Raw genomic sequence first — 23,906 nt, 5'->3', positions numbered from 1 at the left:
CTATGACCGCAGCATCATTTTACGGGACAGGCTAAATGGCAACATCAGCGAACCTTGGGGCAAGCGAAGATCGGATGAGCGAGCGGCGGGAACTCACCGCCGAGGAACAGACGCTGCTCGACAGCGGTTCGCTGGCCGATACCGCGATCCAGGCGCAGCCGAACGAGTTCTATCGCGCCATGCGTCATGGCGATCCGATCCACTATGACGAGCGGCTCGGTTCCTGGCTGGTGACGCGGCACGAGGATATCTCGCAGATCCAGTCGGACCCGGTGACTTTCTCGGTCAAACACGGCTACTCCGAACAGCAGGCGCGCGGGATGCGGGAGGAGTTTCAGGCCTACCTCGAAGAACATGGCGGCGGCTATTTCCCGGACGCGATCATGTCCGATCCGCCTTACCACACGCGCATCCGCAAGCTGATGGAGCAGGCCTTCACCGCGCACCGTGTGAAGGAACTGGAGCCGCGCATTACCGAAGTGGTGCGCGGGGTGATCGCCGATGTGGTGGCGCGCGGCGATGGCCAGTGCGATGCCGTGAAGGACATCGCGATCCCGCTGACTATTCGCGTGATCGTGGAGCAACTCGGGCTCGATCAGGGCATGGAGGAGCAGATTTCGCGCTGGTCGGTGGCGGTCACCGCGCAGATCGGCGCGATGCAGAGCCGCGAGACGATGCTGGCCAACGCCGCGCAGATCGCGGAACTTCAGCAGTATCTGATCGCCAAGATGAAGCAGCGCGAGACGAACCCTTCGGAAGACATGCTTTCCGATCTGGTCCACGCCGAAGTCACCAATGAGGATGGCGGCAAGGAAAAGCTGACGTTCGCAGAGGCCGTCTCTCTGGTGCGCGCCACGCTGATCGCGGGCAACGACACCACCGCGACCGCCATCGGCAACTTGTTCTACGTCCTCACCACCCGCCCCGGCATGGCCGAACTGCTGGAAAGCGTGGCGGACGACGATCGCCAGCTCAACCGCTTCGTGGAGGAGCATCTGCGCGCCGAACCGCCGGTGCGCGCGCTCAGCCGCATGACCACGCGCGAAGTCACCGTGAACGGCACGACGATCCCCGCCCATGCGCATATGTTGCTGGTCTACGGATCGGGCAACGATGACGAGACGGTGTTCCCGGAGCCGCGCAAGTTCGATCTGACCCGGCCCAATCTCGGCCGTCACGTGGCCTTCGGTGGCGGTCCGCACCGCTGCATCGGGCTGGCGCTGGCGCGCATGGAAGTGAAAGTGGCCGCGCGCGAAATCGCCCGGCAGATGAAGAACCTGAAGCTGGCCATTCCCGAAAGCGCGATCCGTTACACGCCCACCGTCGCCACGCGCACCATCGAGTCGCTGCCGATCACCTTCGAGGCGCGCTGATGGAACTTGCGGGCAAAGTAGCGGTCGTCACCGGCGGCGCCAGCGGCATCGGCCGCGCCACCGTGGAACTGTTCGCGGCGGAGGGGGCGAAAGTCGTCATCGCCGATATCGCCGACGAGGCGGGAGAAGCGCTGGCGGAAAGGCTGGGCGCTTCGGCGGTCTACCAGCGCACCGACGTATCCGATCCGGCGGCGGTGGAGGCGATGATCGAGGCTGCCGTCTCCCGCTTCGGCGGGATCGACGTGCTGTTCAACAATGCAGGCATGTCCTGCGGCGCGTTTCCCAGCTTTCTGGACGATACGCTGGAGGATTTCGACCGGGTGATGCGCGTCAACGTGCTCGGCCCGATGCTGGGCACGCGCAATGCGGCGCGGATCATGGCGAAGCAGGGTAGAGGCGGCGTGATCCTCAACAATGCCTCCATCGCCGGCACCCTCGCAGGCCATGCGATGATGACCTATCGCGCGTCCAAGGCGGCGCTGATCCAGTTCTCCAAGTCCTCCGCCATCGATCTGGCGCGGCATGGCATTCGGGTGAACTGCATCGTGCCGGGGCATGTGCGCACCGAATTGTCTTCTTTCGGCGAGAAGGGCGCGGACACGGGCCTTGCCGCGCGGATCGAGGAGGGCGTGAACGCGGTCTACCTCTCCAACCAACTCATCAAGCGGCGCGGCGAGCCGGATGACGTGGCGCAAGTGGCGCTGTTCCTTGCCAGCGACCGTTCTCGCCACATGACCGGCGCGGTGATCCCGGTGGAAGGCGGCGTGACCGTGGGCGACCCGGTCAACCATCTGGAACAGATTTTCGACGCTCGCACCGCGGCATTCGCGGCGATGGAGCGGCTCGACGGCTGAAGACCCCGCAAAGGGGCGAAGACAGCCGACTTGTGGCGGCAAGCTTGGAGCGGCGCCATGCCGTTCCCGGGGAGGAGAGGGAACATGAGGAATTGGCTGAAGGCCGCGCTGGCGGCTGGAACGGTGCTGTCTGGAGCAGACGGCGCTTACGCACAATCGCAGCAGGCGGCGCCGGGCAGCGTGGCCGTGCATGAAGGCGATATCGTCGTCACCGCGCGGCGGCGCGACGAAAGCCTGTCTACCGTACCGGCAGCGATCACCGCGCTCAGCGGCAGCGATCTGGTCGAGCGCGGGGTGCGGACCGATTCCGACCTGCAACGCGTCGCGCCGGGCCTGACTATCCGCCAGACGCAGGGCAACAACTCGCTGACCTATTCGATCCGTGGGCAGACGGCGGACACGTTCTCGGGCTCGCCCTCGGCCGTGATCGCCTATCTCAACGAAGTGCCGCTGACGATCAACAGCGCCTCCTCGTTCTACGATCTTGCGAACGTGCAGGTGCTGAAAGGCCCGCAGGGCACCTTGTTCGGCCGCAATGCCACCGGCGGCGCGGTGCTCTACAATACCGCCAAGCCCACGGACAAGCTGGAGGCCTCGCTGCGCGGGCGCGTCGGCAATCTGGACACGTGGGAAGGCGAGGGCATGCTCAACGTGCCGCTGTTGGAGGACAAGATCCTGCTGCGCGGCGCGTTCAACCTGCTGCACAAGAACGGCTATATCCGCAACCTGCTCAATGACGAGCGGCTGGGCGACATCCGCCGCGAGAGCGGCCGCGGGACGCTGACGATCAAGCCGACCGATACGATCAGCAACACCACGATGCTGCAATATACCAACACGCGCGGCACCAATACCGGCGCTTCCTACACCTACAGCGTCTATTCCTGCGGCCAGACCAACAACGGTTTTGCGCTTACTTGCGGGGCCGGAAGTCTGTTCGGACCCTCGCTGGACGCGATCGCCGGACCGGGGGCGTGGAACGCCTATCTGGCCGCGCACCCGGACGCTTACGCGCCCGGCCTGATCGACTATGTGAACGAACAGCACCGCATCGGGCCCTACAAGACGCGCCACCCCGGCGGGGCGAGCCATCACGGCGAGGACTGGTTCGTCACCAACACCACCGAGTTCGAACTGAGCGACAGTGCCAAGCTGCGCAACATCTTCGGCTGGTCGGATTCGAAAACCCGCTCCGAACAGCCGCAGCTCGGAGCGCCGTTCGTGACGATCCTGACCGCGAATGCCCCGGCGGGTGAATTCGGCAACCAGCTCAAGGTCCGCTCGGTCTCCGACGAACTCCAGCTTGTCGGCGATACGCTGGACAGCCGGCTCGACTATATCGTCGGCTATTACATGCAGCGCCAGCGCAGCGACACGCTTTGGCCGCAGACCTATTTCGATGTCTCGCCGATCATCCCGCCCAGCTACGTCACCAACAACTTCCGCATCCGCAACAAGACCGATGCCGTCTACGGGCAGGTCTCGTACGAAGTGGTGACCGACCTCAAGCTGACCGGCGGCCTGCGTTACACGTGGGAGCGGGTCTCGATCGCGCAGCTTCCCAGCGCGACTTACACTTACGGCGCGCCGGACCAGCACAAGACCTTCTCTGACCCCTCGTGGGAAGTTGGGCTGGAATATAAAGTCACGTCCGACTGGTTCGCCTATCTCAAGACGCGCGGATCGTTCCGGTCGGGCGGCTTCAACGGCGCCGCCCCGCCGGTCAACGCCACCGCGACCGATGGCGGCAACCTGTTCAATTCGGAGCATACGCAGGACATCGAAGGAGGCCTGAAGTTCGCGGGGCAGGTCATGGGCCGTCCCGCCAACTTCGCCAGCGCCGTGTTCATCCAGTGGGTGCAGGACGTGCAGCGCGTGGAGTTCCCCGACCCGGACGGCCCCGGCGGCCTTGCCTCCATCGCGGTGACCGCCAACGTGCCGTCCCAGCGGATCTGGGGTTTCGAGGCGCAGGGCAATATCCGTCCCGCTGAGTGGCTCGAACTGGGCGGTTCGGCAGCCTATACCAATGCCACGTTCACTGACGGGCATATCGAACTGTTCGGAACGCCCTATTCCTACGGCCCGGTGGGCGATACGCCGAAGTTCTCCGGCACCGCCTATGCGCAAGTCTTCATGCCGGTGGCAGAGGACGCGGGACAGGTCTCGCTACGCGGCGATCTCTATGGGCAGACCGCGCAGTACTTCTCCAACGCGGCGGACTCGATTGCGCCGGGCACCAAGCTGCCGGGCTACGTGCTGGTCAACGCACGGCTCGACTGGAACGGCATCATGGGATCGGATTTCTCGGCGGCACTGTTTGCCAAGAACCTGACCGACAAGGCCTATTTCGTCGGCGGCATGACGCTCGCCGCCGCGCTGGGCCACAATGCCGCCGCCGTGGGCGAGCCGCGCACTTACGGACTGGAGATCAGCTACAAGTTTTGAAGATCTGCGCGCAATTGCGGCCTCCGCGCCGCAATTGCGCGCATGAAAATGCGTTCATCCCGTTCAATCTGCATCACCAGCGGAAAGCGTTGCTCAATTGCATCGCCTTCTGCGAAATCGTGCGCAGAATCGCCGGTTGAGCCATGCGCAACAAGTTCTTGTAATGACAGCGTCACCCTCCCTTTATAGCTGCGCCGTTCGATTTTACCCAAAGGGGCTATCCGCGTGCGACACATTTTCACCATCCGAACCGCGCTTCTTCTTGGTTGTGGCCTTGGCGCCTTTGGGCTGAGCGATGCCGCCCTGGCGCAGGACGCCGGCGCCAACGCAGCGGCTGAAACCAATGCCGGAGAGGGCCTCGGCGAAATCGTCGTGACCGCCGAACGCCGCCGCGAGAATCTTCAGGACGTGCCGGTTTCGGTCGGCGTCGTTTCGGGCGATCAGCTCCGCACGTTCCAGGCTGCCGGCGATGACATCCTTGCGCTGTCGGGCCGCGTTCCGGGCCTCTATGCCGAAACCACCACGGGCCGCATCTTCCCGCGCTTCTACATTCGCGGCCTTGGCAATATCGACTTCTACCTCGGCGCCTCGCAGCCGGTGTCGATTATTCAGGACGATGTGGTTCTGGAGCACGTCGTGCTCAAGTCGAACCCCGTCTTCGATATGGATCAGGTGGAAGTGCTGCGCGGCCCGCAAGGCTCGCTGTTCGGCCGCAACACCACGGCCGGCATCATCAAGTTCGACACGATCAAGCCGACAACCGACCATTGGACTGGCCGTGCCAATGCCAGCTACGGTTCGTACAACACCGTCTCTTTCGACGGCGGCGTGGGCGGCCCGATCATTCAGGACGTGCTGGCGGTCCGCGTTTCCGCGCTCTACCAGCGCCGCGACGACTGGGTGGACAACACGTATGACGGCCCCAGCGCCGACGGCACCGTCTCGCCCAAGAAGGACGCGATGGGCGGCTTCGAGGAACGTGATGCGCGCGTGCAGCTGCTGCTGGCGCCGACCGGCAGCGATTTCTCGATGCTGACCAGCTTCCACGCCCGCAAGTACGAGGGCACCTCAACGATCTTCCATCGCGGTGCCTTCACTAAGGGCTCGAACGACGTGTCCGACACGCCGCGCGACGAAGTGGCGCTGGACGAAGCGCACAACAACCCGCAGGCCTATGACACTTACGGTGCCTCCAACCGCATCGCGCTCGATTTCGGGCCGGTCACGCTGACCTCGATCACGGCATGGGAATCGACCTCGGGCTACAGCCGCGGCGATACCGATGGCGGCGCGGGCGCGAACTTCCCGGTGAACGGCGTGGCCAATGGCTTCGGCCAGTCGCAGGGCAATGTGCGCGATCTCGACCAGCTCAGCGAGGAACTCCGCCTCGCCAGCAACGGCGCCACCCGCTTCAAGTGGCAGGTCGGTGCGATGTGGTTCGATTCGCGTGACATTACCGACTTCTACCAGCGCGCCTATTTCCTGACGCCGCCGGCCAACAACCCCAACAACTGGGTGCGCCTGCGCAACGTCAACACCAGTTGGGCCTTCTTCGGCCAGGGTAGCTACGAACTGGTGGACGGCCTGACGCTGACCGCCGGCGCGCGCTATACCAACGACACCAAGAAGACGCGCCTCATCAAGACCGCCGACACCGTCGACGGCGTGGTGACCTACAAGGGCCGCTATAATGTGCGCCTGTCGGATGAGAAGCCGAGCTGGGACGTCAGCCTGAACTACAAGGTCAACCCGGACGTCAGCGTCTACGCCCGCGTCGCCACCGGTTTCCGTGGACCGACAATTCAGGGCCGTTCGGCGGTGTTCAACACGGACTTCACCACGGCGGATTCGGAAACGATCCTTTCGGGTGAAGCGGGCATCAAGACCCAGTTGTTCGACAACAAGGTGCGCTTCAACCTTTCGGGCTTCGCGTACCGGGTGAAGGACATCCAGCTCAACGGCAACGATGCGGACGGCAACGGCGTGCTGTTCAATGCCGACAAGGCCGAGGCCTACGGCATGGAAGCCGAACTGGAAGCGCGGCCGGTGCGGAACCTGACGCTGACCGCCGGTCTCAGCCTGCTGCACACCGAGATCAAGGACAAGAACGTCTACGCACAGGTCTGCGCGCTTAACGGCGTGGTGGTCTGCACGGTCGAGAACCCGACGATCACGGTGGCCGGCAAGGGCGTCTTCGCGCAGATCGACGGCAACCCGCTGCCCAACGCGCCGAAGTACACCGCCAACATTACCGCCCGCTACGACGTGCCGCTGGGCAACGGCGGCTCGCTCTTCGCCTCGACCGACTGGATGTTGCAGGGTTACACGAACTTCGTGCTCTACAAGACCAAGGAGTTCTACTCCGACGGTGACTTCGAGGGCGGTTTGAAGGTTGGTTACTCGGCTCCGGGTGGCCAGTACGAAATCGCGGCCTTCGCGCGCAACATCACCAATGAGAAGAACCTCAAGGGTGTGATCGAGAACTACATGGCCGCCGTGTTCAACGAGCCGCGCGTGATCGGGGCTTCGATCTCGGGCAAGTTCTGATCGATAGGCAGGGACGACCTTCTCCCCTTCGGGGGAGGGGGCAGGAGAAGGGGGGCGTAATGCCCCCTCTCTACTGCGGCTGGCGGACTGCTCCCGGAAAACCTGTTGGGTATCGTGAATGACCGGCAGGCGAGGTGTATCTGCCGGGGCCGTTCGCCCCACATCATGCCGAACAGATAGCGCGATGGGCTGGCCTTCGACCTGAAGGCACAGAGCGCGAAACCGATTGCTTTCGGTACAGCGCGGCTAGACAATTCTACCGGCGATGGCGGCGTGCGCATCCGCACGACGAGCTCGCTTGGGAGAAGTGATGTGGCAAGCTTCCCTTCAAAAGCTTCCCAGTTCGATGCCCGCATACGCAGCGGCGAGGCTGCCCGGGCGCACATGGAAGCCGAATACCGCGATATCGTGGATGAAATCATGGCAACGCTCGTGCCCGACGAGCCCTATGCTTACACGGTCATTCGAACTTCGGGCGACGTTCCGGCTGGCGCGATACCGTATCAACGCTTCGTCAGCAGCAGGAGCGATCTGCGCGCCAGCTATGAGGAACTGCATCGTGTCGTCGCGGTCGCTCCTATGCAGATTGTGGCCGAGATAAAAGGCGATTGGTACGCCTTCTGCTACGGTCTTTCGGAAGGTCTGTTTAGGGCCGCCAATCAGCCTGTCCTCGCTCAGACAGCGGTTCTGTTTCCGACAATGGGCCGAAAGGCGATTACTGGCGAACTGTTGTGGAACCGGACGCTTGTCGGCGATCCTTATACGGGAGGGCGCGAAGGTCCGCTCGCCGCTGAAATTGCGATACTGGACCGTCACGAGGCATTGCTTGATGGTCTCCGCAAGGCCGATGCCCGGGCGGTCTCCAGCCTTTTTCGGACCGATGCCCAGATTGGTATTCGCGATTATCTACAAGATTCGGGCGCACTTGCCGAAATGCACAGTGCGGAGAACCTGAGGCTTTATCTGGATCTCTTTTTCGCGCGATTTGAAGTGCATGAGATCCAGATCGTCCACCGACTGGCCGCCGATTGGTTTGTGTTCGCTGAACTGCTTTGGATCGTGGGAGACAGAAGCGAGCCCGGAAAAAGAAACACCTTCTTGACGGCCGCCCATTCCGAGGTAATGCCTGATGGGCTATTCGCATCGATGATCGGCCACGGAACCGATCGCAGCACCGTCTGAAGCAAGGACCGCTCGCGCGGAGCGCTCGGCGGTGCCGCAATCGACGGATTTCCTACGCGGCCTGGACTAGAAATGCAGCAATTTCACCAGCCAGCGTGACAGGGACTTCGAGGTTGAGCAGGTGGCCCGCATCGGCGTGGTTGATGCGTCTCACATCCTGTCCGGCCGCAACAATGAGGTCTGCGATCAGGCGGAAATCCTCCGTGTCGCGCTCTCCCGTCAGCAGCAGGGTCGGCACGGCAAGGCCGGTCAGCCGGTCCACTTCGGGCAGTTCGGAGCGTTGGTCGTCCTGTACCCACTGAGTGCCGGGGAATGCTTCTATCGAGACCTTGAGATGCGCGGCGGCGGCAGGGTTTTCGCGGGTGCCTTCGAACAGCGGGTGATCCCACCACAAGGTGCGCGCCGTCGCCATATCGTCCTCGCGCGCGGCGCGGCCCATCATTTTCCAGCGGTCGATCCAGTCGCTCGTCCATGACCAGCCGAGCATGAGGGGGCTCACCAGCACCAGCCGCCGCACACGCTCCGGATGATCGAGCGCGAAGTGCAATACATTGCCGCCGCCCATCGAAAGACCGCAAAGGTCTGCGCATTCCACTCCCAGCGCGTCGAGCAGCGTGAGGAGGTCTTCGGCATGGGAGAAGGAGATGCCGGGCTCGGCCGTAGAGGCACCGAAGCCGCGCGCGTCGTAGGCGATCAGGGGCAGATGGGTGGGCAGCGCGGCAATCACCGGCTCCCAGTCGCGTCGCGATCCGCCGAAGCCGTGAGCAAGGACAAGCGGAGTTCCGGTGCCCTCGCGCCGCACGCCCACAAGCGATCCGCCCGCCAGTTCGACGCGAAAGTCCGGCATGCCCGCGATCACATCCGCTCGGCGAAACCGCCGTAACGGCCCTTGTGGAACAGCATCGGATCGTCCTCGCGCACGGTTTCCATGCGCAGCACTTCGCCCAGCACGAACCAGTGGTCGCCCGCTTCGTTCACCGAATAGAGCCGGCATTCGATCGCCGCGATGGAATCGGCGATGATCGGCAGATTGTGCGCGGACACCGTATATTCCACGCCGACGAACTTATCGGCGCCCTTGGCGGTGACCGCGCGGCAGACATCGCCTTGATCGCTGGCCATCACGTTGACGCAGAAGTGGCCCGCCTTCTCGATCAGCGGCCACGAGGTCGAGCGCTTGTCGGGGAAGAAACCCACCAGCGGCGGATCGAGCGAGACGGAGGTGAACGAACCCACCACCATGCCCGCCGGGCGGTCCTCATCGAGCGCGGTTATCACGCAGACGCCGGTCGGATAGCTGCCGAGCACCTTGCGGAATTCGGCCGGGTCGAAAGTCGTGATGGTCACTGAGTCTGTCATCCTGTCGGTATGGTGCGGCGGCATCAGGGCTTCAATACTCCCTCCATGCGCCTGACGGTTTCGTCAAGCCACTGCCGGAAAGCGACGACGCGGGGCAGTTTGCGGATGTCCTGGTGTGTGACGAACCAGAAACTGCGCAGGATGCGCCTTTCGGGCAGCACCGGCACCAGCCGGGGATCGTCCTCCGCCATGAAGCAGGGCAGCACGCCAAGTCCGGCGCCGCTGGCGATCAGGCTCTGCTGCGCGGTGATGCTGGGCGAGCGGACCGTGGCGCGAAGACCGGCGTGGATTTCGTCGAGATAGCGCAGTTCGGGGGCGTAGATCAGATCGGGGATATAGCCGACCAGGCTGTGGCCTTCCAGCAGGTCCGCCGGGCGCTGCGGGGTGCCGTGGGCGCCCAGGTAATCGCGGCTGCCGTAGAGCCCGAGCCTGTAGTCGGACAGCTTGTGCGCTACCAGCGGCCCGGTGCGCGGGCGCGAGAGCATGATCGCGACATCGGCCTCGCGCCGACCCGGGCTGAGGAAGCCGCTGGAGGCCACGAGATCGATGGCAAGGCGCGGGTGGGCGCGTTGAAACGCCGGCAGGTGGCGGGCGAGGAACCAGCAGCCGAAACCTTCCGAGGTGGTGATGCGCAGCGTGCCCGAAAGCCCGTCGCCGCGCTCGGCCTGTTCGGAAATGTGGCCGGCGGCGGTGGCCATCGCCTCCACCGTGGCGAGCAGCGCCTCGCCTGCCTCGGTCAGGTCCTGCCCGCTGCGGGTCTGCTCGAACAGGCGCATGCCCAGCGCCGCTTCCAGACGGCGGAGGCGGCGGCCCACGGTGGTCGGATCGACGCCCAGCGCACGGGCTGCGCCCGCCAGTTGCCCCGCCCGGGCGATGGCTAGGAAGGCCTGATAGTCGCTCCAGTCTATGGAAGGCATCGTCACGGCGGGAAATAGTCCTTGGGGCTGCAAATGTGCAGTTATCGATGGCGTATTTTCAGCTTGCCTGCAAATCGAGCCGGGACCACCTAACCCGTGAAAGGGCACGAGCTTGCCCGTGATAGAATTTGCGAAAGGATGAGGAATGCGCCTGATTGACCACTTCGTAGTCGGCGGACCCGGCGGTCCGGCCGCTCGTCTCGGCGACGTTTTCAATCCCAGCACCGGCGCCGTGCAGGCGCAGGTGCCGCTTGGCGACAAGGCCCTGCTGGACCGCGCCGTCGCCACCGCGCAGGCCGTGCAGCCCAAGTGGGCCGCCACCAACCCGCAGCGCCGCGCCCGCGTTCTGTTCAAGTTCAAGGAACTGATCGAGAAGAACATGCAGGCACTGGCCGAAATGCTCGCTTCGGAGCACGGCAAGGTGGTGGACGACGCCAAGGGCGACATCCAGCGCGGCCTTGAGGTCGTGGAATTCTGCTGCGGCATCCCGCACATGCTGAAGGGCGAATACACGCAGGGCGCGGGCCCCGGTATCGACGTCTATTCGCTGCGCGCGCCGCTGGGCGTGGGCGCGGGCATCACCCCGTTCAACTTCCCGGCCATGATTCCGCTGTGGATGTTCGCTCCCGCCGTTGCGGTAGGCAATACCTTCATCCTCAAGCCGTCGGAGCGCGATCCTTCGGTTCCGAACCGCCTTGCCGAGCTGTTCATCGAAGCCGGCGCGCCCGAAGGCGTGCTTCAGGTCGTCCACGGCGACAAGGAAATGGTCGATGCGATCCTCGACCATCCGGGCATCGCCGCCGTCAGCTTCGTCGGCTCGTCCGACATCGCGCAGTACGTCTATTCGCGCGGCGTTGCCGCCGGCAAGCGCGTGCAGGCGATGGGCGGAGCCAAGAACCACGCCATCGTCATGCCCGATGCGGACATGGACCAGGCCGTCAACGACATCATGGGCGCGGCCTATGGTTCGGCGGGCGAGCGCTGCATGGCGCTGCCGGTTGCAGTGCCGGTGGGCGATGAAACCGCCGACATCCTGCGCGAAAAGCTGATCGCCGCGATCGACAAGCTGAAGGTCGGTATCTCCACCGATCCCGAGGCGCAGTACGGCCCGGTCGTGACCGCCGTGCACAAGCAGAAGATCGAGAACTGGATCCAGACCGGCGTCGACGAAGGCGCGGAACTGGTGGTCGACGGCCGCGGCTTTTCGCTTCAGGGGTACGAGGAAGGCTTCTTCGTCGGCCCGTCGCTGTTCGATCATGTCACGACCGAGATGAGCGCCTACAAGGAAGAGATCTTTGGCCCGGTGCTCCAGATCGTCCGTGCCAAGACGTTCGAGGAAGCGGTGGAACTGCCGACACGTCACCAGTACGGAAACGGCGTTGCCATCTTCACCCGCAATGGACATGCCGCGCGCGAGTTCGTCAGCCGCGTGCAGGTGGGCATGGTCGGCGTGAACGTGCCGATCCCGGTGCCGGTCAGCTATCACAGCTTCGGCGGCTGGAAGCGTTCGGCCTTCGGCGATCACAACCAGTACGGCATGGAAGGCGTGCGCTTCTGGACCAAGGTCAAGACCGTGACCCAGCGTTGGCCGGATGGCGGCGCGGGCGACAGCGCCTTCATCATCCCGACCATGGGGTAATGTAGACAGCGCAGCGGCCAGCGGGCAGGAGCAGGGCGGAAACAGCGGGGTGTTCGGGGCGTTCCTTCGGGAGCGCCCATGGAACCGGAAAGGACAAGTCATGATGAAGATCAGGACCGTTACCGCACCGCACGTCTCCGCCCGTTGGTCCCTGCCGCTCGCGCTTGCGGCCGGCGTGCTCACTCTTGCCGGGTGTTCGAAACAGCCGGCCAGCAAGGAGCAGGCTACGGCAACCGGCGAACCGGCTGCGGCAGAGACTTCCACGGTCACCGAAGCGCCGCTGCCCTCCGAAATTCCGGAGAGCCTGCGCGGCCGCTGGGGCCTTGTGAATGGCGATTGCACAAGCACGCGCGGCGATGCCAAGGGCCTGCTCACGATCGATGCCACGCGGCTGACTTTCTACGAATCGGTCGCCAGCCTCGGCACCGTCAAGTCCGCCGCCGACGATGCGATCGAAGCCGAATTCGCCTTTTTGGGCGAAGGCCAGAGCTGGAAGCTTGACGTCTCGCTCGCCAGTCCCGACGGCGGCCACACGCTTGTCCGCAAGGACACCGGGCCCGACGCCGCGCCCGAAACGCTTACTTACACGCGGTGCCCCTAGAGGCGCGCACCAGCCAGCAGCAGGATTGAGATGAGCGCACAGTTTGAAACGGGGCAGTTTGGCCTCACCGAAGACCAACTCGCGATCCAGGAAACGGCGCGCAAGTTCACCGCCGACCGCATCACGCCTTTCGCCGCCGAATGGGACGAGAAGCACCACTATCCGGTGGACGTGTGGAAGGCGGCCGGCGAGCTTGGCTTCGGCGCGATCTATGTGTCAGAGGAAAACGGCGGCATCGGCCTTGGCCGTCTGGACGCGGCGCTCATCATGGAGGCCATGTCCTACGGCTGCCCGGCCACCAGTGCCTATGTCTCGATCCACAACATGGTCGCCTGGATGATCGACACGTTCGGCGATCAGCAGCTCAAGGATCGCTACCTGCCTGATCTGGTGACGATGGAGAAGATCGGCTCCTATTGCCTCACCGAACCCGGCTCGGGCTCGGACGCTGCGGCGCTGAAGACGACGGCGCGGCTGGACGGCGATCACTACGTGCTCAACGGCACCAAGCAGTTCATTTCCGGCGGCGGCGTCAACGACGTCTACGTGGTGATGGCCCGCACCGGCGATCACAAGTCGCGCGGCGTATCCTGCTTCGTGGTGGACAAGGACACGCCCGGCCTGTCCTTCGGCGCGCCAGAGAAGAAGCTGGGCTGGAACGCCTCGCCCACCGCGCAGGTGGTGTTCGAGGATTGCCGCATCCCGGTCGAAAACCGCGTCGGTGCGGAAGGTGACGGTTTCAAGTTCGCGATGGCCGGCCTTGACGGCGGCCGCCTCAACATCGGTGCCTGCTCGCTGGGCGGCGCGCAGCGCTGCCTTGATGAGGCGATTGCCTATGTGAAGGACCGCAAGCAGTTCGACCAGCCGATCGCCGAATTCCAGAACACCCAGTTCCGTCTGGCCGACATGGCTGCCGAACTGGAGGCCGCGCGCGCGCTGCTCTACCTCGCCGCCGCCAAGGTTACGGCCGGCGCGCCGGACAAGACCCGCTTTGCCGCCATGGCCAAGATGATGGCCAGCGATACCGGCTCATCGGTTGTCGACCGGGCGCTCCAGATGTTCGGTGGATACGGCTATCTGAAGGATTATCCTATCGAGCGCTTCTGGCGCGACCTGCGCGTCCATCGTATCCTCGAAGGCACCAATGAGGTCATGCGCATGATCATCGGGCGTGACCTCCTGAAGTAACCCGCGCGAGGACGATCATGACCATCGATATCCTGACCGAAGAACTGCTTACGTCCCGCGAAGGTGTGGCCGGTGTGATCGCGCTGAACCGTCCGAAGGCGATTCATGCGCTCACTTTGGGCATGTGCGAGTCGATGAGTGATTCGCTGGCCGAATGGGCCAATGACCCGGCCGTGAAAGCCGTGTGGATCGAGCACAGTGAGGGCCGCGGGTTCTGCTCGGGCGGTGATATCAATCTCTTGCGCCGCTCGGCGCTGGAGGATGACGGTCATTCGGGCCGCAGGTTCTTCTTCGAGGAGTACCGGCTGAACCACCAGCTCTTCGAATATGCCAAGCCCGTGGTCGCCTTCATGGACGGCATCACCATGGGCGGCGGGGTCGGCATCTCGCAGCCCGCGCATTACCGCGTCGCCACCGAGAACACGCGCTTCGCCATGCCTGAAACCGGAATTGGCCTGTTCCCCGATGTCGGCGGCGGCTGGTATCTCTCGCGGCTGGACGGGCGGCTCGGCCAGTTCCTGGCGCTCACCGGTGCGCGGCTTGACGGGGCGGAGTGCCTCTGGGCCGGGCTGGCGACGCACTACCTGAATAGCGAGGACTTGCCCGAGGCCAAGCGCCGCATCGCCGCCGGTCACGAGATCGGCGCCGTGCTCACCGCGCTTGCCGTCACCCCGCCTGAGCCGAAGATTGCCGCCCACGCGGCGCAGATCCGCAAGCACTTCGCCTTCGACACGCTGGAGCAGATCCTCGCCTCGCTGGACAGCGACGACAGCGAGTGGACTGCCCGCGAACTCGCTACTCTGCACACCAAGAGCCCGCAGGCCTGCAAGGTCTCGCTACGCCAGCTCGCCACCTCGCTGACGTTCGACACGTTCGCGGAGAACATGGCGATGGAATACCGCATCGGCAGCCGCGTGCTGGTCCTGCCCGATTTCGCCGAAGGCGTCCGCGCCGTGATCGTCGACAAGGATCAGGCGCCGAAGTGGAACCCGGCGGCGCCGGAGGGCGTGACCGATGCGATGCTGGACGCGATCTTCGCGCCGCTCGCCCCGGAAGAGGAATGGAGGCCCATTTGACGCCCAGCCGCCGGTTCGAAACGCCGATCGATCTCTACCACGCCGTCAAGAAATCCTGGTCCGCCGATACCATTTCCGATCCGTTCGACCCGGCCAACCCCGCGCGCAACCAGTGCGCGGTGACTTCGCTGGCCGTGCAGCACTATTTCGGCGGTGAGATCTGCAAGACGTCGACCAAAGGCGGAACGCACTTCTACAACAAGGTGGACGGCCGCTTCTGGGATCTTTCGACCGACCAGTTCGACGAGCCGATCCCCTACGACAACACGCCGACCTCGAAGGACGAGGCGCACGAACATGCCAGCCCGGCGCATCTCGCCGCGCTGATCGCCAACATCGAAGCGAATACCTGAAGGAACCCGCGATGAGCTACGAAACGATCCTGGTCGAAACGAAGGGTGCCGTCACCCTCATCACGCTCAACCGTCCGCAGGCGCTCAATGCGCTGAATTCGGTGGTGCTGGAGGAGCTGATCGCGGCCTTCGCCGCGTTCGAGGCGGACAAGACCCAGGGTTGCGCCGTCATCACCGGCTCGGGCGAGAAGGCCTTCGCGGCAGGCGCCGACATCAAGGAAATGTCCGATAAGCCGGGCGCCGAATTCTATTCGGAGGACTTCTTCGCGGGCTGGACCAGCAGCCTGGTCAAGACCACCCGCAAGCCTTGGATCGCGGCCGTCAACGGCTTCGCGCTGGGCGGCGGCTGCGAAGTGGCCATGATGGCGGACTTCATCATCGCGTCGGAAAACGCCAAGTTCGGCCAGCCGGAGATCAAGCTGGGTGTCGCGCCCGGCATGGGCGGATCGCAGCGCCTGACGCGCGCGGTGGGCAAGTCGAAGGCCATGGACATGTGCCTCACCGGCCGCCTGATGGACGCTGCCGAGGCCGAGCGTTCGGGCCTTGTCAGCCGTGTCGTCCCGCTCGACCAGTTGCTGGACGAAGCGCTGAAGGCGGCCGAGGCGATCGCGGCAATGCCGCCGCTCGCCGCGATGATGAACAAGGAACTGGTCAACATGGCCTTCGAGACCACGCTCGACACCGGCCTCATCATGGAGCGCCGCATGTTCCAGGTGCTTACCGCCACCGAGGACAAGGCCGAAGGCATGGCCGCCTTCGTCGAAAAGCGTCCGGGCGTCTGGAAGGGCAAGTAAGTCGGATAGCGCGACGTGGGGCGGCGCGACCTGCCTCCCTTCCGCATCGTCATTCCCGCTTTCGGCAGGTGACACAAGGGCCGTTTCGCAAGCGGGATCCCCACCTGCGCGGGGGCGGCGGAATAGAGACATGCCTGTCCAACAGGCTGCCGTACTCGGCGTGATTTGGGAGAGAATGTCATGAAAATCGCTTTCATCGGCCTCGGCAACATGGGCGGCGGCATGGCCGCGAACCTCGTCAAGGCGGGGCACGCCGTGAACGCATTCGACCTTTCTGCCGATGCCGTCGCCAAGGCGGCCGAGCACGGCTGCGCGGCGTTCGACAGCATCCCGGCTGCGGTCGAGGGCGTCGATGCCGTCGTCACCATGCTGCCGAACGGCGCCATCGTGCGCGCGGTCTATACGCAGGACGTTTTCGGCAAGGCTCCGAAGGGCGCGCTTTTCCTCGATTGCTCGACCATCGATCTCGCCACCGCACGCGAAGTGGTCGAACTGGCGCAGGCGGAAGGCTATGAGATGGTCGACGCGCCCGTCTCGGGCGGCATCGCGGCGGCCAATGGCGGCACTCTCACGTTCATGGTGGGTGGCAGCGACGCGGCATTCGAGCGCGCGAAAGCCGTGCTCGAACCGATGGCGAAGGCGGTGATCCACGCTGGTGAGACCGGCGCGGGGCAGGTCGCCAAGATGTGTAACAACATGCTGCTGGCGATCCACATGATCGGCACGTGCGAGGCACTGGCGCTGGCACAGAAGGCCGGGCTCGATCCGCAGACTTTCTATGACATCAGCTCGAAGGCGACCGGCTACTGCTGGTCGCTCAACGATTATACGCCAATGCCCGGCGTCGGTGCTACGAGCCCGGCGGACAATGGCTATGCGGGCGGCTTTGCCTCCGCACTGATGCTCAAGGATCTGCGCCTTGCGATGGCGGGCGCGGAGACTTCGGGCGCGACTGTGCCGATGGGCGAGCACGCGATGAAGATCTACGAAGCGTTCGTAGAGGCCGGCAACGGCGGCAAGGACTTCGGGGCGATTTTCACGACGCTCTGAGACACCGCAATTATCGCGTCAAATTTCCCTCGTCATTGCGAGCGTAGCGAAGCAATCCGGGGGCAGTCTCACGCCGCTCTGGATTGCTTCGCTACGCTCGCAATGACGGAATAGAGCGATCCGGAGAATGCTACCGGATTGCTCAACGAATAGAGGTGAGGCCCGGCCCGGCCCGCCTCGGCTCTTCCGATTAAGCCGCCATGGATTCCGCGCGGCTGTCCAGCACCACGCGGTTGCGGCCTTCGCGCTTGGCGCGATAGAGCGCGGCGTCGGCGACCTTGATCAGGGTCGAGCCGTCGCGCTCCATGTTCTCTTCCCACACGGCGATGCCAAAGGACATCGTGGTCGCGCCCAACGTGCGGCCGCCCTGGTGGATGTTGAGTTCGCCGATAGCCTGCCGCACGGCCTCGACGCGCTCTGCCAGCGCCGCCGCTGATGTGCCGGGGGCGATGATGGTGAACTCCTCGCCGCCGAAGCGGCAGACGACGTCGCCGTCGCGGAAGCGGCTGCGCATTTCGGCGGCTACGGCCTGAAGCACCGCATCGCCGGCCTCATGGCCGAACTCGTCGTTGAAGCGCTTGAAGTGGTCGACATCGCACATGACAAGACCGAGCGGCGTACCGCCGCGCGAGGCGCGCGCGATTTCCAGCGCCAGAGTCTCTTCCATGTAGCGGCGGTTGAACAGCCCGGTCAGCGGATCGCGGATGGTCTGTTCGCGCAGGCCGCGCTGGAGGCGGTGGTTGACGAGGGCCGAGGCGATGTTCTCGGTCAGCACCGTCATGCGGAAGCGGTTCTCGGCCTCGACCACGCCTTTCAGGTAGAGGACACCGATCACTTCGCCGCCTGCGAGCAGCGGTTCGCAGTGGTAATGATCGGTCTCGTTGCCGACATGGGCGCAGACGATGTCCGATTCAGGATCGATCACGAAGTGGCTTTGGCCGCGCCGGAGCGCCCAGCACTGATCAGGTGCGAAGCCGCCAGCCGCGACTTCGATACCGCCCCATGCGGCGATCGGGATCAGCAGGTTGCGCGAGTTGTTGTGCGCGAACAGCGCGCCGGGGACTTCCGGCAGCACGCGCGGCACGAAGACGCGGATGATCGAGGCCAGTTCCTCATCGGTGCGGGCGGCCTGCATGCGGTGGGCCATGCCGCCGAGCAGTTCGATCACCTCGCCACGCTCGCGCAGCACTTCGGCATTGAGGCTGAGTTCGTGGTTGGCGTGATGCAGTTGCTGCGCGCTCACAACCTGATCGGCGACGGCGGATTCCAGCTCGTCGGCCATCCGATTGTAGCCTCGGGCAAGGCGCTGGAACTCGCTCGATTCCATGCGTGCGGTGATGCGCGCGCTGCGGTCCCCGGCACCGAGCTGGCCCATGACCGCCATCATCGCGTCCACCGGACGACGGATGCGGCGGATCAGCGCGCTTGCCAGGAAGGTGATCGTGATCACCGTGATCGGCGTGCCGAACAGGACGAGCCAGCGGATGTAGTCGAGGCGCTCCTTCACCGCGTCCATGCGGTTGGCGGCAAGCGCGCGCTCGGCTTCAAGCAGATCATTCGTGCGTGCGGTCACCAGCAGCATGAGGAAGCGCCCGTGGCCGGCGGCGACATAGGCGCGCGCAGCTTCGAAATCGCCGCGGCGGGTGAGGCGGGCGGTTTCCTCCAGGCTTTTCGCGCGCTCGTCGATCAGGTTCTGGACCTGCTTGGCGCGGGTGTTCTGGAGCGGATTGTCGGATGTCAGCGCGACGAGGCCGGCGGCCTCGCGCCGGGCCTCTGCCAGTTCGGTGGGAAAGCTGACTGCGAATTCAGGGTTCTGCGTCAGCGTGAAGCCGCGCTGGCCGGATTCGGCGGCCTGAAGGTGCCGCAAGGCCCGGTCGGCGGTTTCCAGCACTTGCGAGGAATGCGTGATCCACGTCAGGCTCGCGCGCATCTGCGCCGAAGCGTCAAGCAGCAGTCCGGCCAGCCCGGCCAGCACGATGCTGAGAATGACGCACAGGACGACGATGCGCCTGGACAGGGATCCGGCCAAGATAAACTCCGTAGGGACTGGGCATCAGCCCTCCGTCAATCCTAGGATTGTTGCAACCTCAATCGGAACCGACCCGGCATATTTTGCCGCAGATCCGACACAATTTCGACGAACCGAGTTCGATCCGGCGCAATTGCCGACCTGACCGGCGTGATTTCAACTCAAGGCGCCTCCGGCTCGCCCTTGCGCCGTTCGCGCTCGAAACGAGGCAGCCGCATGCCTTTGGTGCGGCTCGTCAGGTGATATTGGCGGCACAGCGGGCAGCGATAAGGCCGCAAGACAATCGATGCCCGTGCGGCCACTTCCAGCGCTGCTGCTTCGGTGGGATAGCGGGCCTTGCGCTGACAGATGCCGGGGCGCGTTTGCATGGGCCTCAGCCCAGCATTCGCGCGCCGAGCAGGAGCAGCAGCTTCACGTCCAGCGCATAACCCGCCTTGCGCCATTCGGCGATGGCTTGCTCGATCCCGGCCAGCGGCACGCGGTGGACGATGATATCCTCGCTATCGACGCCGCCGCCTTCGCCCACTTTCACGAGATCATGCGCGCGGAACAGGCTGAAGCTTTCGCTCACCATGCCGGGCGAGGAGTAGAATTCGCCGAGGTTTTCCATGCGGCCGGCGTGGTAGCCGGTCTCTTCCTCCAACTCGCGTGCGGCGGCGACGCTGGCGTCCTCTCCCGCGACATCGTCATGATCGCCGACAAGGCCGGCGGGAAGTTCGATGCAGCGCTTGCCCAGCGGCACGCGGTACTGGTCCACCAGGATCACGTGGTCTTCGGCGTCCACCGCAAAGATCACGGCGGCGTGAATGCCGCGCGCGCGGCTCACATATTCCCAGCGGCCCCGTTTGCGGGTGGTGATGAACTTGCCTTGCCACATGATTTCATCGGGTTCGTCGGCATCGGGGGGCAGGGGCAGGGAGGCCAGTTCGGTCATACTTCGATAATCCTGTCGGGAAGTTCGTTCACGTCGTCATCGGCGCGGGGGAAGTGTTCGGAGAGGATGTCACCCACTTTGCCTACGGCGACCACCATGCCGTCAGCCACGCGCTCGTCGCCCACGTGGGCGAGCATGGCGGCCATGACGTGGCCCCAGATCTCGGGGTCCACTTTGGCGGCGATGGCCTTGTCGGTCACGATCTCGGCGCGGTGCTCGCGCATGGAGAGGTAGATCAGCACGCCGGTACGGCCGGTGGTGCGCTGTTCGGCGCCGATGCGGAAGGCGCGCAGGGCATGGGTGTGCACGCGCATGGTCTTGACCGGACCCGGCACCAGCCAGAACCGCAGCGGCTGCCAGAGCTGCAGCGCCAGCATGGCGCCGAACTTGATCGCGGCGACTCCGCCGGCCAGTCCGATAATCATCCGCGGAGTCCATTCGTGGCCCCAACTGGCCAGCAGGCGGTCGTAAAGTCCCATGTAGAAGCCGGGCGCGAACACCAGCGCGGCCAGCGCAAGGAAGGCGACTACCGCGCTCCACGCAAGCGCGACGTCGGTATAGCCGTCCGAGCGGTCGGCCAGAACGGTCACGATCTCGCCCGAACTGCGCATCTCGGCTTCGCCGACGGCAGCGGCAATGCGGGCGTGGTCTTCCTCGGAAAGGTAGATGGGTGAGGGCATGTCGTTCTCCTCTACCAGCTTCCGCTCGCGCCGCCGCCGCCGAAGCTGCCGCCGCCGCCCGAGAACCCGCCGCCTCCGCCGAAACCGCCGCCGCCACCCCAGCCGCCGCCACCGCCCCAGTGGTCATCGTCGTCACGACCGCCGGGCATCCAGATGATCGGACCGCCCAGACCGCGCCGACGCCGCCCGCCTGCGCGTGCCTCGTTGATCATCGGCAGGGCGACGAAGAACACGAGGAAACCGATGAAGATGATGGTCCCCACAGGGAATCCGCCTTCCTGCGGCTTGCGCGCGGCGTCGGCATTGGCAGCCACCTGACGGGCCTGATCGGGCGGCAGAGTGAGTTGCTTGGCGATCGCGTCTGTCCCGGCCTCGATGCCGCCGGGCATGTCGCCCGCCTTGAAGCGGGGGAGAATCTGGTTGTTGATGATGAGGAACGACAGACCGTCGGTGATGATCGGCTCCAGGCCGTAGCCGACCTCGATCCGCACCTTGTGTTCGTTGGGTGCGACGATCAGCAAGGCGCCGGTGTTCTTGTCCTTCTCACCGATGCCCCAGGCGCGGCCGAGCTGATAGCCGTAGTCGGAGATATCGTAGCCCTGAAGGCTGGGGAGGGTGACGACGACGAGCTGGCGGCCGGAGTTCTTCTCCAGCGCGTCCAGTTTCTGCGTCAGCCGGGCCTCGACATCGTCGGGGATGACGTTGGCGTCGTCCACGACCCGGCCGGTGAGCTTGGGGAACGTGGGCTCGGCGGCTGCGTGCTGGGCAAGCAGCACGCCGAAGGCCAGAAGAACGGCCGCAAGGACGGCCCGGAAAGGGTTCACCGGGTCACATCTTGCCTTCGAGGCTGGGCGCGACGTCCGCGCCCGGCGTCGACGCCGTGTAGGGCACCAGCGGATCCGCGCCGCGCAGCTTGGCGCCGATCATGGTCGGGAAGGTGCGGACGGCGGTGTTGTAGGTCTGAACCGCCGCGTTGTAGTCACGCACGGCGATGCGGATGCGGTTTTCCTGCCCTTCGAGCTGGGTTTGCAGCATCTGGTAGTTCACGATCGACTTCAGCTCGGGATACTGCTCGACGCTGACCAGCAGGCGCGAGAGGCTCTGGCCGAGCTGGCCCTGCGCAGCCTGGAACTGCTGCATCTTGGCCGGATCGTTGAGGTCATTGGCGCTGAGTTGGATCGAGGTGGCCTTGGCGCGCGCTTCTACCACGCCGGTCAGGATTTCCTTCTCCTGCGTTGCCGCGCCCTTGGCCACGGCGGCAAGGTTGGGCACGAGGTTGGCGCGTTCCTGATAGGCGGCCTGCACGTCGGCCCACTTGGCCTTGGCGGCTTCCTGCTTGGTCGGCACCGAGTTGAAGCCACAACCGGCCAGCCACAACGCGGCCGCAAGGGCAAGGCTGTTGCGTCCGGCACGAGCGGCGAGGGAAAGGCGCATAGGGTGTCCTCCAGGTCGATCGGGCCGAAACGGCCACGTCGCGTCCTTGGCATAGATAGCAGGGGTGGGGGCCGGTTCAAGGACCGTCCGGGAAGCAACCGTGCCCGCAACCGATTGTTACCAAAGGGCCAATGTGGCAACCTGCGGCTTATGCAGCGTGGCAGGCCTGCCCGACAACCATTTGAAAATTCGTAAGAACACCTGAAATCATAGGGGATCAGCGGAAGATGCTTCAGGAATTCAAGACGTTCATCGCGCGCGGTAACGCGCTTGATCTTGCCGTGGGTGTGATCATCGGCGCCGCTTTCGGCAAGATCGTCTCCTCGCTTACCGACGATGTCATCATGCCGTTCATCGGCCTCATCACCGGAGGTATCGATTTCAGCAACAAGTTCGTGGTGCTCGGCACGGTTCCGGCCACTTACCACGGCCCGATGACCTATGCCGCGCTCAAGACGGCGGGTGTCGCCATGCTGGGCTACGGCTCGTTCATCACGGCAGTGCTCAACTTCCTGATCCTGGCTTTCGTGATCTTTCTCCTCGTGCGTCAGGCCAACAAGCTGATGCCGGCGAAGGAAGCCGCGCCTGCCGGGCCGACCGAGGTTGAACTGCTCGCCGAGATCCGCGACTCCCTGAAGAAGGGGTGATCGGGGCAAACCCTTTGTGATCGCGAGAGAAGGGTGGGAGTGATTCCCGCCCTTTTCTTTTGCGCGGCGGACCCTATATGGGTCCCTGCCAGCTTGCTGGCTATGATGATAAACTGCGCCGTTCAATAGGCACAGCGGACCCGGGGGCGGTACCCGGCGGCTCCACCATCACCCGTCCAGCTTATGGCGGGACAACCCTGTTGTCGCAGGGGTGATGACGGGGCCGAACTAGGATCGACGTGTGTTGAAAAGCGGTGTTTTCTTCCGGGCTGAGTAACCCGTTCAAGGCTCAAAACTCACAAGTGCCAACGACAACGAAGCACTCGCTCTCGCCGCGTAATTCTAGGGCCTAACGGCCTGAAGTTACAAAGCTAAAGCGCGGTTGGACCCACCGGGCAACAGAAGGGATTCCAGGGGTCCGGGGTGTACCTTGCAACAGAAACACCCCACCTTCCTCCAGATCGGGCAGGCCTTCAGGTCGGACAGGCACGGACCGCCGTCAGGCGGCGTTGCGGTCCTGCCGTGACGTGTGGCTTTTGGGCTTTGGAGTCGCCGATTCCAGCAAGGGCGCCAGCCTTTGCGCCTTCTCGTATTTGATTGCGTCCAGAATCTTGGCGCCCGCCATGAACACCGCGCCGGTGCAGGCCAGGAACAGCAGTTTGCCACCGAAGCCGGGAAAGCGCGTGAGGTAGACGCTGCCGCGTTCTACCGCGCCCAGCGCGAGGGCGTAGATAATCATGTACGCTTCCCAGTGCGTCTTGATGACGAATAGGCGGGTAATCTTGCGCAGCATGTCCTTACCTT

Annotated in this window: 24 protein-coding genes and 1 other RNA gene; 14 read left to right on the top strand and 11 right to left on the bottom strand. The window is 64.5% G+C overall.

The features are described 5' to 3' along the window. Positions 1-35: 35 nt before the first annotated feature. The 3 genes from AC1VVK_RS04215 to AC1VVK_RS04205 all read left to right on the top strand — a co-directional run bounded on the left by AC1VVK_RS04215 (position 36) and on the right by AC1VVK_RS04205 (position 4,672). Positions 36-1,373, top strand: a complete 1,338-nt coding sequence (locus AC1VVK_RS04215) for a cytochrome P450 (protein ID WP_482904496.1) — start codon at positions 36-38, stop codon at positions 1,371-1,373. Next, on the top strand, positions 1,373-2,227 hold the full coding sequence (locus AC1VVK_RS04210; protein ID WP_482904495.1) for an SDR family NAD(P)-dependent oxidoreductase: 855 nt from the start codon (positions 1,373-1,375) through the stop codon (positions 2,225-2,227). Before AC1VVK_RS04215 ends, AC1VVK_RS04210 begins: the two co-directional genes overlap by 1 nt. Before the next feature lie 84 nt (positions 2,228-2,311). After that, the gene (locus AC1VVK_RS04205; protein ID WP_482904494.1) at positions 2,312-4,672 is read left to right on the top strand and encodes a TonB-dependent receptor; all 2,361 of its coding nucleotides are present in this window, start codon (positions 2,312-2,314) and stop codon (positions 4,670-4,672) included. Here the strand turns inward: AC1VVK_RS04205 and AC1VVK_RS04200 are convergent. Further along, entirely contained in the window at positions 4,660-4,884 is a 225-nt protein-coding gene (locus AC1VVK_RS04200; RefSeq protein ID WP_482904493.1) for a hypothetical protein, read from the bottom strand. The two genes, AC1VVK_RS04205 and AC1VVK_RS04200, sit on opposite strands and share 13 nt — an antisense overlap. Positions 4,885-4,897: 13 nt before the next feature. On the opposite strand from AC1VVK_RS04200, the gene AC1VVK_RS04195 reads away from it, so the two are divergent. Next, positions 4,898-7,219 carry a TonB-dependent receptor gene (locus AC1VVK_RS04195; RefSeq protein WP_482904492.1) on the top strand — a complete coding sequence of 774 codons (2,322 nt, stop codon included), beginning with the start codon at positions 4,898-4,900 and terminating at the stop codon, positions 7,217-7,219. 312 nt (positions 7,220-7,531) lie between these two features. Further along, entirely contained in the window at positions 7,532-8,401 is an 870-nt protein-coding gene (locus AC1VVK_RS04190; RefSeq protein ID WP_482904491.1) for a hypothetical protein, read from the top strand. 52 nt (positions 8,402-8,453) lie between these two features. Here AC1VVK_RS04190 and AC1VVK_RS04185 read toward each other — a convergent pair whose 3' ends face one another. From AC1VVK_RS04185 to AC1VVK_RS04175, 3 genes are read right to left on the bottom strand one after another with little or no spacing between them, the layout of a single operon-like run. Beyond that, a complete protein-coding gene (locus AC1VVK_RS04185) occupies positions 8,454-9,248 on the bottom strand; it encodes an alpha/beta fold hydrolase (protein WP_482904490.1) in 795 nt (264 codons plus the stop codon). Positions 9,249-9,256: 8 nt separating this feature from the next. Further along, entirely contained in the window at positions 9,257-9,748 is a 492-nt protein-coding gene (locus AC1VVK_RS04180) for a flavin reductase family protein (protein WP_482904489.1), read from the bottom strand. A gap of 35 nt (positions 9,749-9,783) precedes the next feature. Next, positions 9,784-10,677 carry a LysR family transcriptional regulator gene (locus AC1VVK_RS04175; protein WP_482905112.1) on the bottom strand — a complete coding sequence of 298 codons (894 nt, stop codon included), beginning with the start codon at positions 10,675-10,677 and terminating at the stop codon, positions 9,784-9,786. A 145-nt stretch (positions 10,678-10,822) separates the two neighbouring features. Here AC1VVK_RS04175 and AC1VVK_RS04170 point away from each other — a divergent pair, with 145 nt between their 5' ends. From AC1VVK_RS04170 to mmsB, 7 genes are all read left to right on the top strand, one after another. Beyond that, positions 10,823-12,316: a CoA-acylating methylmalonate-semialdehyde dehydrogenase gene (locus AC1VVK_RS04170; protein WP_482904488.1), complete on the top strand. Its 1,494-nt coding sequence runs from the start codon at positions 10,823-10,825 to the stop codon at positions 12,314-12,316. 100 nt (positions 12,317-12,416) lie between these two features. Beyond that, on the top strand, positions 12,417-12,917 hold the full coding sequence (locus AC1VVK_RS04165) for a hypothetical protein (RefSeq protein WP_482904487.1): 501 nt from the start codon (positions 12,417-12,419) through the stop codon (positions 12,915-12,917). A gap of 30 nt (positions 12,918-12,947) precedes the next feature. After that, positions 12,948-14,105: an acyl-CoA dehydrogenase family protein gene (locus tag AC1VVK_RS04160; protein WP_482904486.1), complete on the top strand. Its 1,158-nt coding sequence runs from the start codon at positions 12,948-12,950 to the stop codon at positions 14,103-14,105. Between the two features lie 17 nt (positions 14,106-14,122). Then, positions 14,123-15,181: an enoyl-CoA hydratase/isomerase family protein gene (locus tag AC1VVK_RS04155; protein WP_482904485.1), complete on the top strand. Its 1,059-nt coding sequence runs from the start codon at positions 14,123-14,125 to the stop codon at positions 15,179-15,181. Further along, on the top strand, positions 15,178-15,534 hold the full coding sequence (locus AC1VVK_RS04150) for a YunG family protein (RefSeq protein WP_482904484.1): 357 nt from the start codon (positions 15,178-15,180) through the stop codon (positions 15,532-15,534). Before AC1VVK_RS04155 ends, AC1VVK_RS04150 begins: the two co-directional genes overlap by 4 nt. A gap of 11 nt (positions 15,535-15,545) precedes the next feature. Next, positions 15,546-16,328 carry an enoyl-CoA hydratase-related protein gene (locus AC1VVK_RS04145; protein ID WP_132391813.1) on the top strand — a complete coding sequence of 261 codons (783 nt, stop codon included), beginning with the start codon at positions 15,546-15,548 and terminating at the stop codon, positions 16,326-16,328. Between the two features lie 180 nt (positions 16,329-16,508). Further along, on the top strand, positions 16,509-17,378 hold the full coding sequence (mmsB, locus tag AC1VVK_RS04140) for a 3-hydroxyisobutyrate dehydrogenase (RefSeq protein WP_482904483.1): 870 nt from the start codon (positions 16,509-16,511) through the stop codon (positions 17,376-17,378). A 190-nt stretch (positions 17,379-17,568) separates the two neighbouring features. Here mmsB and AC1VVK_RS04135 read toward each other — a convergent pair whose 3' ends face one another. The 6 genes from AC1VVK_RS04135 to AC1VVK_RS04110 form a co-directional block, all read right to left on the bottom strand. Beyond that, positions 17,569-19,407, bottom strand: a complete 1,839-nt coding sequence (locus tag AC1VVK_RS04135) for a diguanylate cyclase (protein WP_243652787.1) — start codon at positions 19,405-19,407, stop codon at positions 17,569-17,571. 161 nt (positions 19,408-19,568) lie between these two features. Beyond that, entirely contained in the window at positions 19,569-19,775 is a 207-nt protein-coding gene (locus AC1VVK_RS04130) for a hypothetical protein (RefSeq protein ID WP_482904482.1), read from the bottom strand. A 5-nt stretch (positions 19,776-19,780) separates the two neighbouring features. Beyond that, positions 19,781-20,341 carry an NUDIX hydrolase gene (locus AC1VVK_RS04125; protein WP_482904481.1) on the bottom strand — a complete coding sequence of 187 codons (561 nt, stop codon included), beginning with the start codon at positions 20,339-20,341 and terminating at the stop codon, positions 19,781-19,783. Beyond that, entirely contained in the window at positions 20,338-21,021 is a 684-nt protein-coding gene (locus tag AC1VVK_RS04120) for a TPM domain-containing protein (RefSeq protein ID WP_482904480.1), read from the bottom strand. Before AC1VVK_RS04120 ends, AC1VVK_RS04125 begins: the two co-directional genes overlap by 4 nt. Before the next feature lie 11 nt (positions 21,022-21,032). Beyond that, the gene (locus tag AC1VVK_RS04115; RefSeq protein WP_482904479.1) at positions 21,033-21,845 is read right to left on the bottom strand and encodes a TPM domain-containing protein; all 813 of its coding nucleotides are present in this window, start codon (positions 21,843-21,845) and stop codon (positions 21,033-21,035) included. A 4-nt stretch (positions 21,846-21,849) separates the two neighbouring features. Then, positions 21,850-22,455, bottom strand: coding sequence for a LemA family protein (locus AC1VVK_RS04110; protein ID WP_132391801.1), 606 nt, complete (start codon positions 22,453-22,455; stop codon positions 21,850-21,852). Positions 22,456-22,682: 227 nt separating this feature from the next. Here AC1VVK_RS04110 and mscL point away from each other — a divergent pair, with 227 nt between their 5' ends. Both mscL and ssrA read left to right on the top strand, forming a co-directional pair. Beyond that, positions 22,683-23,102 carry a large conductance mechanosensitive channel protein MscL gene (gene mscL / locus AC1VVK_RS04105; protein ID WP_132391799.1) on the top strand — a complete coding sequence of 140 codons (420 nt, stop codon included), beginning with the start codon at positions 22,683-22,685 and terminating at the stop codon, positions 23,100-23,102. A 48-nt stretch (positions 23,103-23,150) separates the two neighbouring features. After that, positions 23,151-23,515: a transfer-messenger RNA gene (ssrA, locus tag AC1VVK_RS04100) on the top strand. Between the two features lie 86 nt (positions 23,516-23,601). On the opposite strand, the gene AC1VVK_RS04095 is transcribed toward ssrA, so the two are convergent. Continuing rightward, positions 23,602-23,895: a hypothetical protein gene (locus AC1VVK_RS04095; protein ID WP_482904478.1), complete on the bottom strand. Its 294-nt coding sequence runs from the start codon at positions 23,893-23,895 to the stop codon at positions 23,602-23,604. Positions 23,896-23,906: the final 11 nt, after the last annotated feature.

The sequence above is a fragment of the Novosphingobium sp. BL-S-32 genome, assembly GCF_056857055.1.
This window is presented reverse-complemented; position numbering and strand designations above follow the sequence as displayed.

Bases quoted from the DNA above. Each gene is read 5' to 3' on its own strand.
- AC1VVK_RS04215 (WP_482904496.1), top strand. From the start codon at position 36: ATGGCAACATCAGCGAACCTTGGGGCAAGCGAAGATCGGATGAGCGAG.
- AC1VVK_RS04210 (WP_482904495.1), top strand. From the start codon at position 1,373: ATGGAACTTGCGGGCAAAGTAGCGGTCGTCACCGGCGGCGCCAGCGGC.
- AC1VVK_RS04205 (WP_482904494.1), top strand. From the start codon at position 2,312: ATGAGGAATTGGCTGAAGGCCGCGCTGGCGGCTGGAACGGTGCTGTCT.
- AC1VVK_RS04185 (WP_482904490.1), bottom strand. From the start codon at position 9,248: ATGCCGGACTTTCGCGTCGAACTGGCGGGCGGATCGCTTGTGGGCGTG.
- AC1VVK_RS04175 (WP_482905112.1), bottom strand. From the start codon at position 10,677: ATGCCTTCCATAGACTGGAGCGACTATCAGGCCTTCCTAGCCATCGCC.
- AC1VVK_RS04170 (WP_482904488.1), top strand. From the start codon at position 10,823: ATGCGCCTGATTGACCACTTCGTAGTCGGCGGACCCGGCGGTCCGGCC.
- AC1VVK_RS04165 (WP_482904487.1), top strand. From the start codon at position 12,417: ATGATGAAGATCAGGACCGTTACCGCACCGCACGTCTCCGCCCGTTGG.
- AC1VVK_RS04160 (WP_482904486.1), top strand. From the start codon at position 12,948: ATGAGCGCACAGTTTGAAACGGGGCAGTTTGGCCTCACCGAAGACCAA.
- AC1VVK_RS04155 (WP_482904485.1), top strand. From the start codon at position 14,123: ATGACCATCGATATCCTGACCGAAGAACTGCTTACGTCCCGCGAAGGT.
- AC1VVK_RS04145 (WP_132391813.1), top strand. From the start codon at position 15,546: ATGAGCTACGAAACGATCCTGGTCGAAACGAAGGGTGCCGTCACCCTC.
- mmsB (WP_482904483.1), top strand. From the start codon at position 16,509: ATGAAAATCGCTTTCATCGGCCTCGGCAACATGGGCGGCGGCATGGCC.
- AC1VVK_RS04130 (WP_482904482.1), bottom strand. From the start codon at position 19,775: ATGCAAACGCGCCCCGGCATCTGTCAGCGCAAGGCCCGCTATCCCACC.
- AC1VVK_RS04125 (WP_482904481.1), bottom strand. From the start codon at position 20,341: ATGACCGAACTGGCCTCCCTGCCCCTGCCCCCCGATGCCGACGAACCC.
- AC1VVK_RS04120 (WP_482904480.1), bottom strand. From the start codon at position 21,021: ATGCCCTCACCCATCTACCTTTCCGAGGAAGACCACGCCCGCATTGCC.
- AC1VVK_RS04110 (WP_132391801.1), bottom strand. From the start codon at position 22,455: ATGCGCCTTTCCCTCGCCGCTCGTGCCGGACGCAACAGCCTTGCCCTT.
- mscL (WP_132391799.1), top strand. From the start codon at position 22,683: ATGCTTCAGGAATTCAAGACGTTCATCGCGCGCGGTAACGCGCTTGAT.
- AC1VVK_RS04095 (WP_482904478.1), bottom strand. From the start codon at position 23,895: ATGCTGCGCAAGATTACCCGCCTATTCGTCATCAAGACGCACTGGGAA.